Raw genomic sequence first — 13,511 nt, forward strand, 5'->3', positions numbered from 1 at the left:
CAACGTCCGGCGGCAGTGGAGCACCTGAAGGGGCCCCGCCCGGTCAGGGCGTCAGCGGCCCGTCGAGGATCCGTTCGCCGGCCGCGCGGTCGCCGTCCCAGGTGAAGACCGTGGCGTCGCGCGGGAGTCGCCCCCAGAGCAGCAGGAACAGGTGCTCCGCCGGGCCGGCGAGGGTGGCGACCGGGGCGCCGGGGCCGTAGGTCCACGACGCGCCCGTGTCGGTGGCGACCACCCGCAGGGCCGTCACCGGCGGCAGCGCGCGGCCACGGTCGATCTGCCGGGGCGCCATCGTGTCGAAGACCTCCGCGATGCCGTCGGCGACGAGTTCGGGGTCGAGTGGGCCCGGCACGCCGAGCGCGTGCTCGGCGTCCCAGCGGTGCACCAGCGTCTCCAGGGCGCGGCGGCGCTGCCAGAAGCCGACCGTGTGGGGCGGGAAGAACGTCCACGCCGCGGCACTGGGGTCGGTGTCGAGCGCGCGGAGCAGGATCTCGGCCCCCTTCTCGAACCACCGTGCCAGCTCCGCCGGTTCACGCGGCGCGGGTATCGGCTCGTAGTCGCCCCGGTGCTCCACGACGGCCGCCAGCGTCCAGGTGTTGCCGCGCCCCAGATGCTCGGCGAGGTCGTGCAGCGTCCAGTCGCCGCAGTGCTCGACGGGCGCGGTCAGATCGCCGTCGAGACACCGGCGGAAGGCGTCCGACTCACGGCGGAGGTGGGTGAGGTACGCGGCACGGTCCATGGGGCCGAACCTAGCGAACCAGCGGCAGCCGGTCAGCCGGTGCGGCGGGAGCGGGCCAGGACGAGACCGCCGAGGGCCGTGGCCGCGAGCCCCACGACCAGGGCCACGACGGCCCCGCCGAGACCGTTGCCGGTGCCGAGACCGCCGTCGGAGGTCGCCACCACGAGACCGCCGATGGCCATCGCGGCAAGACCGGCCGCCAGGGCCGCGACGGCCCCACCGGGCCCCGGGCCGAAGGTGACCCGGCCGGCCAGGCGGGCCAGAGCGAGCGCGCCGACGGCCACGCCGGCGAGCCCGAGCAGCGCGGCCACGACGGCCCCGAGCCGTCCGGAGCTCATGGTGTAGGCATCGGCGGCCAGCGGCGTGGCGAGTGCGGATCGGACAGACATCCGGGGTGCTCCTTCTCCTCCTGCGACGGGATGTCGCCGATCATGTCCGCCGGACCGGCCGCCGGTCGTCCGGCGGACGCGGACAGTTCGCGCTGCCGCCGACGTCCGCAGGATGCGCCGGGGTACCGCGGGCGCGGTAGGCGACGATCGTCCGTGCGGGGGACTCGGCGGCGCGGGGCGCCCGGCTAGGGTGCGCGCATGGGCAGGGGACGGATCGGTGTCGTGGACTGGGCGATCGCCGTCGGCGTGGCCGCGATCCTGCTGGTCACCGGCGTGTCGGGGCAGGAGCCCGCGACGGGTCTCGACCCGCTCGGCCACGCGCTGCTGGCGGCCGGCGGCCTGGCGCTGGCCGCGCGCCGCCGTGCGCCGGTCGCCGTGCTGGCCGTGACCGGGCTGTGCGCGGTGGGGTACCAGGCGGCCGGGTTCGACGTGCCCGTCGTCGCCTACCTGTTCGCGGTGTACGCGGCGGTGCGGGCGGGTCACCGCGCCGTCGCGGTGGGGGCCAGCGCGGCGATGCTGGCGGCGCTGCCCCTCGCGGCCCTCGTCTCCGGCCCCTACGACACGGGGGAGGCGTTCGCGCGGGCCCGGGGCGCCCTCGAACTGGCCTGGTTGATCGCCGCCGGCGCCGCGGGCGAGGCGCTGCGGCAGGCCGAGCGGCGGGCCGACGAGGCCGAGCGCACCCGGGAGGAGACGGCGCTGCGCCGCGCCAACGAGGAACGGCTGCGCATCGCGCGGGAGTTGCACGACTCGCTCACCCACCAGATCTCGATCGTCAAGGTGCAGGCCGAAGTCGCCGTCCATGTGGCGCGCAGGCGTGGCGAGCGGGTGCCGGAGAGCCTGCTGGCGATCCAGGAGGCCGGACGTGAGGCGAGCCGGGAGCTGCGCGCGACCCTGGAGGCGCTGCGCGACGACGACACGGCCCCGCCGCGCGGGCTCGACCACGTACCGGAACTGGTCGAGCGGGCCCGCGCCTTCGGCCTGGACGCGTCGCTGACCGTCGAGGGCCGGCGGCCCGCCGTGCCGGCCGCGGTCGACCGGACCGTCTACCGGATCGTCCAGGAGTCGCTCACCAACATCCACCGGCACGCGGACGCCGCCACCGCGTGGGTGCGGATCGACTGCCGCCCGGACGCCCTCGTGGTCCGCGTCGACGACGACGGCAGGGCCACGCCGGGCACGGTGCCCACGCCAGGCGTCGGGCTGCTGGGCATGCGGGAGCGCGTCACCGCCCTCGGCGGCCGGCTGCGCGCCGAGCCGCGCGGCGAGGGCGGCTTCACCGTCCACGCCGAACTCCCCGTGGGCCGGGCCTCGTGATCCGGGTGCTGCTGGTCGACGACCAGCCGCTGCTGCGCGGCGGCTTCCGCGCGCTCCTCGACCTGGAGGAGGACATCGAGGTGGTGGCCGAGGCCGCCGACGGGCGGGAGGGCCTGGCGCTGGCGAGGGAACACCAGCCCGACGTCGCGCTCGTCGACATCCGGATGCCGGTCGTCGACGGCATCGAGGCGACCCGGCGCATCGCCGGTGACCCGTCCCTGGCCGGGGTGCGCGTCGTCATCCTGACCAACTACGGCCTGGACGAGTACGTCTTCGACGCGCTGCGCGCCGGTGCGGCCGGATTCCTGGTCAAGGACATCCTCCCGGACGACTTCCTGCACGCGGTGCGGGTCGCCGCGCGCGGGGACGCCCTGCTCGCGCCGTCGATCACCCGCAAGCTCATCGAGCGGTACGTCGCCCAGCCGCTCACCACGGCCACCACGGCCGCCGGCACGCGCCTCGACGAGCTGACCAACCGGGAACGCGAGGCCGTCACCCTGGTCGCGCGGGGCCTGTCCAACGACCAGATCGCCGACCGCATGGTGATCAGCCCGATGACCGCGAAGACCCACGTCAACCGGGCGATGACCAAGCTCCATGCCCGGGACCGGGCGCAACTCGTCATCCTCGCCTACGAGTCGGGGCTGGTCGCTCCGGGCCGCTGACGGTCGCCGTCGCGCGGGCCGGTCAGCCGGGCATCGGCTTGCGGTAGCGGACGAACTCCTCGACGAGTTGGAAGCCGACGCTCTCGTACAGCTCGTAGGCACGTTGTGGGCCGGCCAGGTTGGTCCAGAGACGGATGTCGGCGCTCGCCGGGTGCCGGCGGCGGGCGTGGGTCAGGGCGTGGAGGAGCAGGGCCCGGCCGACGCCACGGCGGCGGAACGTGGGATGGACGGAGAGTTCGGTGAGGTGGGGGGTGGGGGCATGGGCGAGACCGGCGCAGCCGGCCAGCGTGTTTCCCTGCCAGGCGGCGAGCCACGTCATGGAGGCGGCGCGGTCGATGAAGCGTCGGCGCGCGGCCGGAGTGCCGACGGGGATGGCGGGGCGGCCGTGGTAGGCGAGTTCGACGAGGTCCCAGAGGCGGCCGTGGTCCGTGGGGTCGGTGACGGGCCAGATCTCCACCTCGGCGGATGGCGTCCCGGGGAGCGCCGCGTCCGCCGGTAGACGGTACTCGCCGAGGCGGAGCGCGGGCGCGTAGCCGTGGTCGAGGAGGAGCGCCGTGGCGGCGGGTTCGGCGCGGGCGGCGTTGGCGCCGAGGACGGTGGTCGTTGCGGTGGCCGCCAGCGCGTGGGCGCGACGCTCGGCCCAGGTCAGCATCGTGGTGCCGATGCCACGGCCGCGGAAGGCCGGGTGGAGGCGCCCGCGGTGCAGGATGACGCGGGTGCCGTCCTCCTCCAGCCAGGAGGTCAGGAAGACGTGGCCGACCACCCGCCCGTCGGCCTCGACGACGCGCTGGTCGAGTCCGGCCAGCGCCGCGACGGCCTCCGCGTCGGGGAGGGGTTCCAGCACGGAGTGGGGGTCGCGGCCGTCGTGCTCCGCGGCGTGGCGGTGGACGACCGCGACGGCGGCGTACTCGTCGGCGGTGCCGCGACAACGACGCAAGACGGGCATGACGTCGCATCCTAGGCCAGCAGCCGGCAGGCAGGCGTGGTGTGCGGCTCCCCGGCGGAGCGGCACACCACGCTTCGTCGTCGGCCGGGTCAGCCGAGGGAGCCGGCCAGTTGGTCGGGGCGTGGCGAGTGGTGGGCGAGCTCGGGGGTGGGGGCCGCCAGGGCGATCATGGGGAGGCGGTTCAGGAGCTCCTCCGGCAGGGCGAAGGCGTCGACGAACTCCTCCAGGTGCGGCGTGAGCCGGGCGCGGAGGTCGTCGACGACGGCCGGCAGTCGGCGTACCTCGTCGACCGGCAGCAGGCCGTCGGCCAGGAGTTCGCCGGCGAGCGGGCGTAGTCGGTCGAGGAGGAAGAGCCGGCAGAGGTCGGTCAGCAGGCCTGCGGCCCCGGCTCCGGCTCCGGCTCCGACGTTGTCGATGGCGTCGAGGAAGGCGTCCGTGGCCTGGACCACGGCGTGGACGGACAGCGCCTCCTGGGCCGGCCCGACGGCGTGGTTCCAGCGGGCCAGTGGGTCTCCGGCCGGCCCGCTGCGCAGCACGGCGGTGGCCCGCGCACGCAGGGTCGCCTCATGCGCGGCGAGGACCGCCCGCAGCGCGCGTGGGTCGTCCAGTGCGCGGGCGGGGATCGGCCCCTGATGAGGGATGGTCGCGGCGAAGAGCAGTTCGGCGGCGGCCTTCACCCAGATGACGAGATTGTCGCCCTCGGCGGTGATGGGGCCCTCGATGTTGACGAGGAAGTCGGCGATGCCGTTGGCCGGGAAGAGGCCCTGCGCGCCGCAGCGTTCCCGGCTCTCGACGCACATCCGCCGCGCCTCCCACGTGTTCCACGCCTTGGTGACCGCGACCAGGTGTTCGGCGTCCTCGCGCAGCGCCGGCTCGTGCTGGGCCCGTGCCCAGGCCCGGGTGGCGGCCCGGTGGAGATGGGTCATGGCGTAGGCGGTGGCGGTCGCCCCCAGCAGCCGGTCGGTGTGGCTGCGGTAGGCGGTGAGCGGCACCCGGCGGCCAGCGGTCATGCCGTTGACGTGGCGGCGGCCGGCGTAGCGGACGGCGATCGCCAGGGCGGCCCGGGCGCCGCCGAGACCGCAGGCGCTCATGCACAGTTTGCCGGTGGTGACCCGGCCGATGGCGCGCAGGAACCGCTTGCGCCGGTTACCGACGCCGCTGGTCATCCGGCCCTGGGCGGTCAGCCGCCCGTGTTCGCCCTGGAGCAGTGCGGAGTGTGGCAGGAGCACCTGGTCGAACGAGGTGAGGCAGTGGTCGACGGGGCTGCCGAGGCGTTCGGGGAGCCGCCGCACGCTGATCCCGGGCCTTAACCCCGTGGCGTCGCTCAGCTCGACCAGGAACAGGAAGACGCCCTGGTCCTCGCCGCTCACCCGCAGGCGCGCCGCGACGACCGCCGTCTTCGGCCCACCCGAATCGCTGGTGTTGGGCATGAACTTGCGGGCGCCCGGATGCGGGGTGTGCAGGACGAAGCCGCCCGCGGCGGCGTCGAAGGTGGCGGTGGTCTCCAGCGCCGCCGCGTCGTTGCCGTGGTCGAGTTCGGTGCACAGGAAGGTGCCCACCCGGTCCATCGCCAGCAGTGGCGTCAGATCGCGGTCGGGATGGGGATCGTGGTCGACGAGGCTGCCGAGGAACAGGTTGTAGTGGATGCCGGCGACGGTGGTGAGTCCGCCGTCCGCCACGGCCAGCCACTCGTGCAGGGCCGCCAGCCGGTGGACGTCGGCCGCGAGTCGCCACGGCTCGTCGAGGGAGGCGTTGACCATCCGCAGCCGCTGGTAGGCCAGTTCGACGCGCTCGGCATGGCTCAGCCCGCCCCGGTGGGCGAGCGCCTCGTCCGCCACCAGGCGTCGCCAGTGCTCGTGTCCGACCTGCGGGTCCTCGTCGAAGAGTGAGCGTGACAGCTCACCGGACAGCTGCGTGGCCCCTTGCCGGGCCATCTGGTTGATCACCGCGCCACCCTAACTTCCCTCCGTGACGGGGACGTTGCGGAGAGGCAGCGGAAGGTGGCGGGCCGGCCCTTCACGGTGGCGACGGTGTGCGGGTCACCGTGCGGCCGAGGGTCGCCGCGCGGGTGGCGAAGGTCGTCGCGTCGTGGACGGCCGCGCCGCCGGGGTCGTTGTTGAAGTAGGCGTACACGTCGGCCGTGTCGTCCGGGAACGCCTCGGTGACGCGCGCGGCCCAGGAGTCGAGGGCCCGGCGGCCGTACCGGGGCGGCGGTGCGGCGAGGCCGCCGTGGAAGCGCAGGTAGCCCCAGTCGGCTGTGCGCCACAGCGGGGTGACGGGGCGCGAGCCCCGGTCCGCCCAGCAGAGCGCGGCGTGGTGCCGTTCCAGCACCGAGCGCAGGCCGCGTTCGGGCTCCCACCACGAGGGGTGGCGCGGCTCGACCGCGACCCGGACGGCGCGCGGGAAGCGGCGCAGGCAGGCGTCGAGGGAGGCGAGGTCCTCCCGCAGCTGGGAGGGGAGTTGGAGCAGCACGGGGCCGAGGCGGTCGCCGAGTGGCTCGGCGCGGTCGAGGAGTCTGGCGACCGGCTCGGCGGGGTCGCGGAGCCGTTTCATGTGAGTGAGGTAGCGGCTGGCCTTGACCGCCATGACGAAGTCGGGCGGGGTCCGTTCGCGCCAGGCGGCGAACGTCTCGCGGGACGGCAGCCGGTAGAAGGCGTTGTTGTTCTCGACGGTGGCGAACCGCCGCCCGTACTCGGTCAGCCAGTCACGTCGCGGGAGTCCCTCCGGGTAGAGCACGCCGCGCCAGTCCCGGTACTGCCAGCCGGAGGTGCCGATCAGGAGCGGCATCGTCCCCCAGGTCCCCTCGTGCGCCAGGCCCGCAGGGCGAGCGCGCCGGTGGTGGCGAGCAGGGCGGCGCCGGCCAACGGGTAGGCGGCGGCGACGAGTTGTTGGACCGCCGGCAGGTTCAGCTCGGGTCTGGTCTCGTCGTGCGGCAGCAGCCAGCTGGCGTAGGAGCAGCTGAGCAGTGCGGCGCCCCAGGCGCCGGTCCACCAGGCGCGGTTCTGGCGCCGCTCGGCCTCGGTGAACAGCAGCACGACGATCGGGACCGCCCACACCCAGTGGTGGGACCAGGAGACCGGGCTGACCAGCAGCGCGCTGACGGCGCAGCTGGTGGCGGCCCAGGCGGGCGCGTGCGGCAGCCGTTCGTCCGCGAGGAGGGCGGCGACGGCGACGGCGAGGCCGGCGCAGCAGACGAGGACGGCGACGGGCAGCCACCAGTCGGGGAGGTCGCCGGTGTGCAGGGCCCTGGCCAGCACGCCGCGCAGGGACTGGTTGGCGGAGGCCTCGGCCGGTCCGACGCGGTCGCCGGCCAGCACGATGTCGGTCCAGTAGCGCCAGGAGTCGCGCGGCAGCACCAGCGCGGCCAGCGCGACGGTCCCGGCGAACGCGGCCCAGGCGCGGGTGGCGCGGCGCAGGTGGGGGTTGGCGGCGCGCGCGCCGTGCCGCGGCCGGCGGACGGCGAGCAGGGCGCCGGCGACGGTCAGCAGCACGGCGAAGAGCCCGGGGGTCAGCTTGATGCCGGCGGCCACGCCGGTGGCCACGCCGGCCCAGCGGTGGTCGGGGCGGCGGGTGAGGTCCCACAGCAGCAGCACGACGAGCAGCAGGTTGATCTGGCCGTAGCGGATGGTCGCCCAGATCGGCTCGCACCAGACGGCGAGGGCGGCCACGATCAGCGGCGTGCCGCGCTCCCAGGCGGTGGTGCGGTGGCCGCCGACCAGCCGCAGCGAGAGGTGGGCGAGGGCGATCACCAGGCCGAGGTTGAGCAGGCAGACGGCGACCCGTATGGCGTCGACGCTCAGCAGGGTCAGCGGGACGAACAGCAGGGCGGCGAACGGCGGGTAGGTGGCGGGGAGTTCGTGCGCCGTGACGGCCAGGTCGTAGATCTCGGCCCCGGTGCGGGCGGCCCAGCCCTCGGCGCGGTACACGTCGAGGTCGCCCAGCGGGATGTCCAGGGCCACCTGGGCGAGCAGGCACAGCGTGAAGGAGAGCGCGCAGGCCGCGCCCGCGAGCAGCGGTGCGGCAGCCCGCACGCCGACCGCTCGCGGCTCCGGTTGGTTGCTTACGGCCGGAAACACGCGCGCCACCCTAGGGCGGCGGGGCGCGGCGCGCGGGCGGGTCGCGTCGAGTCTCCACCCGCCGGGTACCGGCATCACCCGTTCGCCACATAACACCCCTCTTCACCGCGCACCATGCATGAAGATGCATATGTTCTGATTTCCCGCTTTTAGGGTGCCGAGGGGCGTGAAGGACATGACTGCTGCGCACGGGCGCTACCCGGACGAGCGGGCCGTCGCCGTCACCGTGGTGATGCCGACGTACAACGAGGCCGAGACCCTGCCCGTCGTCGCCGACGAGTTGCTGACCCTGCCGCTGCACGGGCTGCGGCTGCTGGTCGTCGACGACGCCAGCCCCGACGGCACGGGCCACGTCGCCGACGAGCTGGCCGCGCGCCACCCCGAGCGGGTCCAGGTGCTGCACCGCGCCGGCAAGGACGGCCTCGGCCGGGCCTACGCGGCCGGCATGACAGCGGCCGTCGCGCAGGGCGCCGACTACGTCCTGCAGATGGACGCCGACGGCAGCCACCCCGTGCGCCACGTACCGCAGTTGGTGGGCAGCGCCCTGGCCACCGGCGCCGACCTGGTGGTCGGCAGCCGCTACGTGCCGGGCGGGCGGCTCGCCGCCGGATGGCCCACCCACCGCCGGGTGCTCTCCCGCTGGGCCAACCGCTACGTCGACACCGTGCTGCGCACCGGACTGCGCGACATCACGGCCGGCTTCGCGCTGTGGCGGGCCCCGGTCGTCGCCGAGCTCGACCTGGAGCGGACCCGCAGCGCCGGCTACAGCTTCCAGATCGAGCTCAAACACGCGGCGGTGCGGGCCGGCCGCTCGGTGGTGGAGATCCCCATCCACTTCGAGGAACGCAGGCAGGGCGTCTCGAAGATGTCGGCCGCCGTCCAACTGGAGGCCGCCATGCTGCCGTGGCGGCTGCTGCTCGGCGGCCTCTACGTCGGCCGCGCACGACGGGGCGCGCGGGCCCTCCGCGGAGGTCGGTGACCCATGGCCGTCGAACGAACGGCGCCGGCCGCCCCGAGGACCGCGGCCGGCGCCAGTGCCCTGTTCCGGTGGGGCGCCGCGCTGCGCGCCGCGACACCGGCGCTGCTCACCTACGCCGCGATCCGGGCGGTGAGCCTGGTGGTCATGGGCATCTGGATGGCGGCCGTGGACGAGAGCCCGCACAGGTTCCTCGCCTACCGCTGGGACTCCCGCTGGTACGCGCGGATAGCGAAGCAGGGCTACGGCTACTCGTCGTTCAGCAGCGGCCGCGACCACCCCGACGTGGCGTTCTTCCCGATGCTCCCCCTCCTGGAGCGCGCGGTGTCGAGCGTCGTCCCCGTGGTGACGAACAACGCCGGGCTGCTGATCAGCTGGACGGCGTCGCTCGTCGCGGCCTGGGGCATCTACGCCGTCGCGGCGCTGCTGTACCGGCCCGCGGTGGGCCTTGTGCTGGTGGGTCTCTGGGGCGCCTGCCCGCCGGCCTTCGCCCAGTCGATGGCCTACACCGAGACCCTGTTCACTGCGTTCGCGGCCTGGGCGCTGTACGCGGTGCTCACCGACCGCTGGTGGCTGGCGGGGGCCCTGGCCGTCACCGCCGGACTCACCCGCCCCTCCGGGGTGGCGGTGGTGGCCGCCGTGCTGGTGGGCGGGGCCGCCGAACTGCTGCGCCGGCGGCGCGGCGCCGTGCCCCGCCGTCGGGTGCTGGCCGCCATGGCGGTCGCCCCGCTCGGCTGGCTCGGCTACGTGGCCTTCGTGTCCGTGGAAAGGGGCAGCCTCACCGGCTACTTCGACGTGCAGAAGGAGTGGGGCAACTCCTTCGACGGCGGCCGGGGCTTCGCCCGCTTCGTCGTGTGGATGCTGGACGTGAACCCGGCGCACGGACTGCTCGTCGTCACCGTCGTGGCGGTGCTCCTCGCGCTGCTCGTGGCCTGCGTCTGGCAGCGCCAGCCGCTGCCGCTCCTCACCTACACGGGGGTGATCGCCCTGACCGCGCTCGTCAGCAGCGGCTACTTCACGTCCCGGCCCCGGCTGCTCATGCCGGCCTTCGCGTTGCTGTTGCCGCTGGCCGGCTGGCTGGCGCGGCGGCCCCGCGCCGTGACCGCCGGGGTGCTGGCCACCGCCGCGCTCTGCTCCGGCCTGTACGGCACCTGGTTCTTCCTCTACGAGGGTCCGCCGTGAGCGCCGTCAGCCCTTGACCGCGCCGTCCGTCAGGCCGGAGAGCACCGCGCGGCGGAAGACCAGGACCAGCAACGCGACCGGCACGGTGGCGGCCATCGCGGCGGCGAAGATCACGCCGTAGGGCACCTGGTAGCGGTCACCGTAGATGGCGATGCCGACCGGGATGGTGCGGAAGTCGTTCTCGCTGTTGAGGGTGAGCGCCATCAGGAACTCGGTCCAGGTCGCGGCGAACGTGAAGACGCCGGCCGTGAACAGCGCGGGCCCGGCCTGCGGAAGGATCACCGAGCGCAGGGTGCGGACGACGCTGGCGCCGTCGATCGTCGCCGCCTCCTCCAGTTCCCGCGGCAGGTCGAGCATCGAGTTCCGCAACATCCAGATGGCGAACGGCAGATGGAAGGCGACATAGGGGATGATCAGCCCGCCGTGGCTGTTGAGCAGGCCGAGTTCGCGCTCCACCAGGTAGAGCGGGGTCACCACGGCGATCACCGGAAACACGGAGATCATCAGCAGCCCGACCATCACCGGGCCCCGGCCGCGCATCGGCAGCCGGGCGAGCGCGTAGCCCGCGAACAGCGCCAGGCCGAGCACGATGACGGTCGAACTCACGCACACCGCGACGCTGTTGAACAGGTAGCGGTCCATGTCCGCGGCGTCCAGCGCGTGCCGGTAGTTGTCGAGCGTCGGGTCCTCGGGGAACAGGGTGGGCGGCGAGGCGCCCGCCTCCACCGGCGACTTGAAGGAGGTCACCGCCATCCAGTACAGCGGCGCCGCCGTCAGCACCACGAGCACCAGGCCGCCGACCGTCACCGGGTTGAGGTAGCGCCGCACGCCCGTCCTGCGCCGCCCGCGACCGCGTCCGCGTCCGCGTCCGCTCATGCCGTGCTCCCCTCGCCCGCCTCGTCCACGTGCGATCTGAAGGCCCGCAGGAACAGCAGGCAACAGCCGAGCACCAGCAGCCCGGTGGCGGTGGCGACGGCCGCCCCCATCCCCATGTTCAGGTCCTGGAACAACGCCTTGTAGCCGAGCATCGCCAGCGACTGGGTGGCGGTGCCCGGGCCGCCCTGGGTGAGCACGAACGGCAGGTCGAAGATCCCGAACGCCTGGAGCACGCGGAACAGCACGGCCACCACCATCACCGGGCGCAACGCGGGCAGCACCACGCTGACGAAGGTGCGCCACGCGCCCGCGCCGTCCACCTCCGCCGCCTCGTACCGCTCGGCCGGGATCCGGACCAGGCCGGCCAGCACGATGACGGCGACGAACGGCGTGGTCTTCCAGATGTCGGCGACGGCCATCGCGGTGATCGCCGGCGCGGGGGTGCCGAGGATCACCGGCGGCTCGTCGAGGAACAGGCCGAGGCCCCAGGTGACCGCGCCGTAGGTGGCGTTGTAGAGGTAGCCCCACAGCTGCGCGGAGACGACGGTGATCATCGACCAGGGGATGAGGAGCAGCGCCAACAGCCAGCCACGGCCCACCTCCAGACGGTCCAGCAGCACCGCCACCGCGATGCCGAGGACCAGTTCCACGGCGACGGTGACCAGCGTGTAGCCGACGGTGAAGACCAACGCCTCCCGCCACGCCGAACTCGCCAGCATGGTGGTGTAGTTGGCAAGGGTCCACTCCTCCACGCGCAGGCCGTCGTAGGTGAGCGAGACCTGCGTGAAGCTGATCGCGATCGAGTAGACGACGGGGAAGATCGTCACGGCGGCGACCACCACGAGCGCCGGGAGGGTGAACAGCCACCCCGTGCGGGCGCGACGCCTGGTCAGGCTCGGCACGTCGCTCACAGCGCGTTGCCCTCCAGGGCGTCCGCGATGCCGGCCCTGGCGCGCTCCAGCGCCTCGGTCGGCGAGGCGCCCCCGCTGAGCACGGTGTTGACCTCCGTGTAGAGGGCCTTGCTGACCTGCGGGTAGTGCGGGGACCTGGTGGGCCTCGGCACCAGCCGGACCTCGTCGGCCAGGGCGGTCACCGGGGTCGGGGAGCGGCGCGCCTCGACGCCGGCGCGCACGGCGCTCAGCGCCGGCAGGTAGGCCGTGTTCCTGACCATGATCACCTGTGCCTCCTCCTCGGCGCAGAACCGGGCGAACGCGACGGCGGCGCCCGGGTTCTCGGAGTGCGGGTTGACGAAGTTGCACCAGCCACCGAGGCAGCCGTTGCCGCTCCCGGCCGCGCCCTCGAAGCCGGGGCGTGGCACCACGCCGACCCGGCCTGCGACGGGCGAGTCCGGCGCCTCCACCACGCCCCACACATAGGCCCAGTTGCGCAGGAAGACGGCCCGGCCGCCGACGAACGCGTCGGTGGAGTCCTGCTCGCGGAAGGTGCCGACGGCGCGCGGCGTGACGCCGTCCGCGACCAGGTCGCGCAGGAACGTCAGGGCCCGCTCGCCCGAGCGGCCGCCGAGCGTGACCCGGGTGCCCTCGGCGTTGAGGATCTCGCCGCCCGCGTCCGCCACGAACTCGGCGACGTTGGCGGTCAGTCCCTCGTAGACGGCGCCCTGGAAGACCAGCCCGTACTCGGCGTCGCCGGCCCGCTGGACGGTCCTGGCCGCCGCCGTCAACTCCTCCCAGCTGGCCGGCACGTCGAGACCGTGCCGGTCCAACAGGTCACGCCGGTAGAACAGATACGCCTGGTCGGCGAAGAAGGGGAAGGCGTAGGTGTCGTCCCCGTAGCCGAGCGCGTGCACCAACGACTCCGGGTAGGCCCGCCAGTACTCCTCCCCGACCACGGCGTCCAGCGGCAGCGCCAGTGCGTTGTGGGCGAACTGCGAGGGCCAGGCGACGTCCCCCATGTAGAGGTCGGGCGAGGCGGCGCCACTGGCGACGGCGGTGGACAGCACCGACCGGGAGATGTCGGTGACGGCGGGCGCGTCCACGGTGGTCACCGTGATGTTGGGGTGCCTGCTCCGGAACGCCTCGACCAGCAGCCGCCGCAGGTCGTCGCCGTCGTTCGTGGCCATGGGGAACGACCACCACCGCACGGTGGCCTCGCCGCGGGGCACCTCCGCCGCCCGCGCCAGGTCGGGCGCGCCGCCGCTCCCGGCACCGCAACCGGCCAGCGCCGCCAGCCCGAGGCCGGTGCCGGCGCCCAGGAGGCTCCTGCGTCTCAACGCCCCTCTGAACAACGACATGCAGCACGACTTCCCTGTGCGCCATGTGAGTTAACGCCGCATCCGGTGAGGGACGGTGCGGAACAGTGAGGGACCCGCGAACGCCCGGTGGGGGTCAGCG

13 protein-coding genes are annotated in these 13,511 nt (G+C 74.1%); 4 read left to right on the top strand and 9 right to left on the bottom strand.

The window, feature by feature from the left end:
• Positions 1–43: 43 nt before the first annotated feature.
• Both ACFWI8_RS18230 and ACFWI8_RS18235 read right to left on the bottom strand, forming a co-directional pair.
• The gene (locus ACFWI8_RS18230; protein ID WP_387092242.1) at positions 44–736 is read right to left on the bottom strand and encodes a maleylpyruvate isomerase family mycothiol-dependent enzyme; all 693 of its coding nucleotides are present in this window, start codon (positions 734–736) and stop codon (positions 44–46) included.
• A gap of 32 nt (positions 737–768) precedes the next feature.
• Positions 769–1,125 (bottom strand): DUF6223 family protein, encoded by a 357-nt coding sequence (locus ACFWI8_RS18235; RefSeq protein WP_387092245.1) that lies wholly within the window; start codon positions 1,123–1,125, stop codon positions 769–771.
• A 198-nt stretch (positions 1,126–1,323) separates the two neighbouring features.
• Between ACFWI8_RS18235 and ACFWI8_RS18240 the strand changes: the two genes are divergently transcribed.
• Positions 1,324–2,439, top strand: a complete 1,116-nt coding sequence (locus ACFWI8_RS18240; RefSeq protein ID WP_387092248.1) for a sensor histidine kinase — start codon at positions 1,324–1,326, stop codon at positions 2,437–2,439.
• Positions 2,436–3,104: a response regulator gene (locus ACFWI8_RS18245; RefSeq protein ID WP_387092251.1), complete on the top strand. Its 669-nt coding sequence runs from the start codon at positions 2,436–2,438 to the stop codon at positions 3,102–3,104. Before ACFWI8_RS18240 ends, ACFWI8_RS18245 begins: the two co-directional genes overlap by 4 nt.
• A 22-nt stretch (positions 3,105–3,126) precedes the next feature.
• Here ACFWI8_RS18245 and ACFWI8_RS18250 read toward each other — a convergent pair whose 3' ends face one another.
• The 4 genes from ACFWI8_RS18250 to ACFWI8_RS18265 all read right to left on the bottom strand — a co-directional run bounded on the left by ACFWI8_RS18250 (position 3,127) and on the right by ACFWI8_RS18265 (position 8,126).
• Complete coding sequence (locus ACFWI8_RS18250; protein WP_387092254.1) at positions 3,127–4,050, bottom strand: GNAT family N-acetyltransferase; 924 nt, start codon at positions 4,048–4,050, stop codon at positions 3,127–3,129.
• 89 nt (positions 4,051–4,139) lie between these two features.
• The gene (locus tag ACFWI8_RS18255; RefSeq protein WP_387092257.1) at positions 4,140–5,996 is read right to left on the bottom strand and encodes an acyl-CoA dehydrogenase; all 1,857 of its coding nucleotides are present in this window, start codon (positions 5,994–5,996) and stop codon (positions 4,140–4,142) included.
• Between the two features lie 70 nt (positions 5,997–6,066).
• Positions 6,067–6,837 (bottom strand): DUF72 domain-containing protein, encoded by a 771-nt coding sequence (locus ACFWI8_RS18260; protein ID WP_387092260.1) that lies wholly within the window; start codon positions 6,835–6,837, stop codon positions 6,067–6,069.
• Positions 6,825–8,126 (bottom strand): glycosyltransferase 87 family protein, encoded by a 1,302-nt coding sequence (locus tag ACFWI8_RS18265; protein WP_387092263.1) that lies wholly within the window; start codon positions 8,124–8,126, stop codon positions 6,825–6,827. Before ACFWI8_RS18265 ends, ACFWI8_RS18260 begins: the two co-directional genes overlap by 13 nt.
• A 175-nt stretch (positions 8,127–8,301) precedes the next feature.
• Here ACFWI8_RS18265 and ACFWI8_RS18270 point away from each other — a divergent pair, with 175 nt between their 5' ends.
• Both ACFWI8_RS18270 and ACFWI8_RS18275 read left to right on the top strand, forming a co-directional pair.
• Entirely contained in the window at positions 8,302–9,105 is an 804-nt protein-coding gene (locus ACFWI8_RS18270; RefSeq protein WP_387092266.1) for a polyprenol monophosphomannose synthase, read from the top strand.
• A 3-nt stretch (positions 9,106–9,108) separates the two neighbouring features.
• On the top strand, positions 9,109–10,284 hold the full coding sequence (locus ACFWI8_RS18275; protein ID WP_387092268.1) for a hypothetical protein: 1,176 nt from the start codon (positions 9,109–9,111) through the stop codon (positions 10,282–10,284).
• Between the two features lie 6 nt (positions 10,285–10,290).
• On the opposite strand, the gene ACFWI8_RS18280 is transcribed toward ACFWI8_RS18275, so the two are convergent.
• The 3 genes from ACFWI8_RS18280 to ACFWI8_RS18290 are packed head-to-tail and all read right to left on the bottom strand — an operon-like array spanning position 10,291 to position 13,411.
• On the bottom strand, positions 10,291–11,160 hold the full coding sequence (locus tag ACFWI8_RS18280; protein WP_387092271.1) for a carbohydrate ABC transporter permease: 870 nt from the start codon (positions 11,158–11,160) through the stop codon (positions 10,291–10,293).
• Positions 11,157–12,071, bottom strand: a complete 915-nt coding sequence (locus ACFWI8_RS18285; RefSeq protein WP_311597549.1) for a sugar ABC transporter permease — start codon at positions 12,069–12,071, stop codon at positions 11,157–11,159. Before ACFWI8_RS18285 ends, ACFWI8_RS18280 begins: the two co-directional genes overlap by 4 nt.
• Entirely contained in the window at positions 12,068–13,411 is a 1,344-nt protein-coding gene (locus ACFWI8_RS18290) for an ABC transporter substrate-binding protein (protein ID WP_387092275.1), read from the bottom strand. The genes ACFWI8_RS18285 and ACFWI8_RS18290 overlap by 4 nt, the downstream gene beginning before the upstream one ends.
• Positions 13,412–13,511 lie beyond the last annotated feature (100 nt).

The sequence above is a fragment of the Streptomyces sp. NPDC127098 genome (assembly GCF_042722465.1).
GTDB lineage: Bacteria > Actinomycetota > Actinomycetes > Streptomycetales > Streptomycetaceae > Streptomyces > Streptomyces millisiae.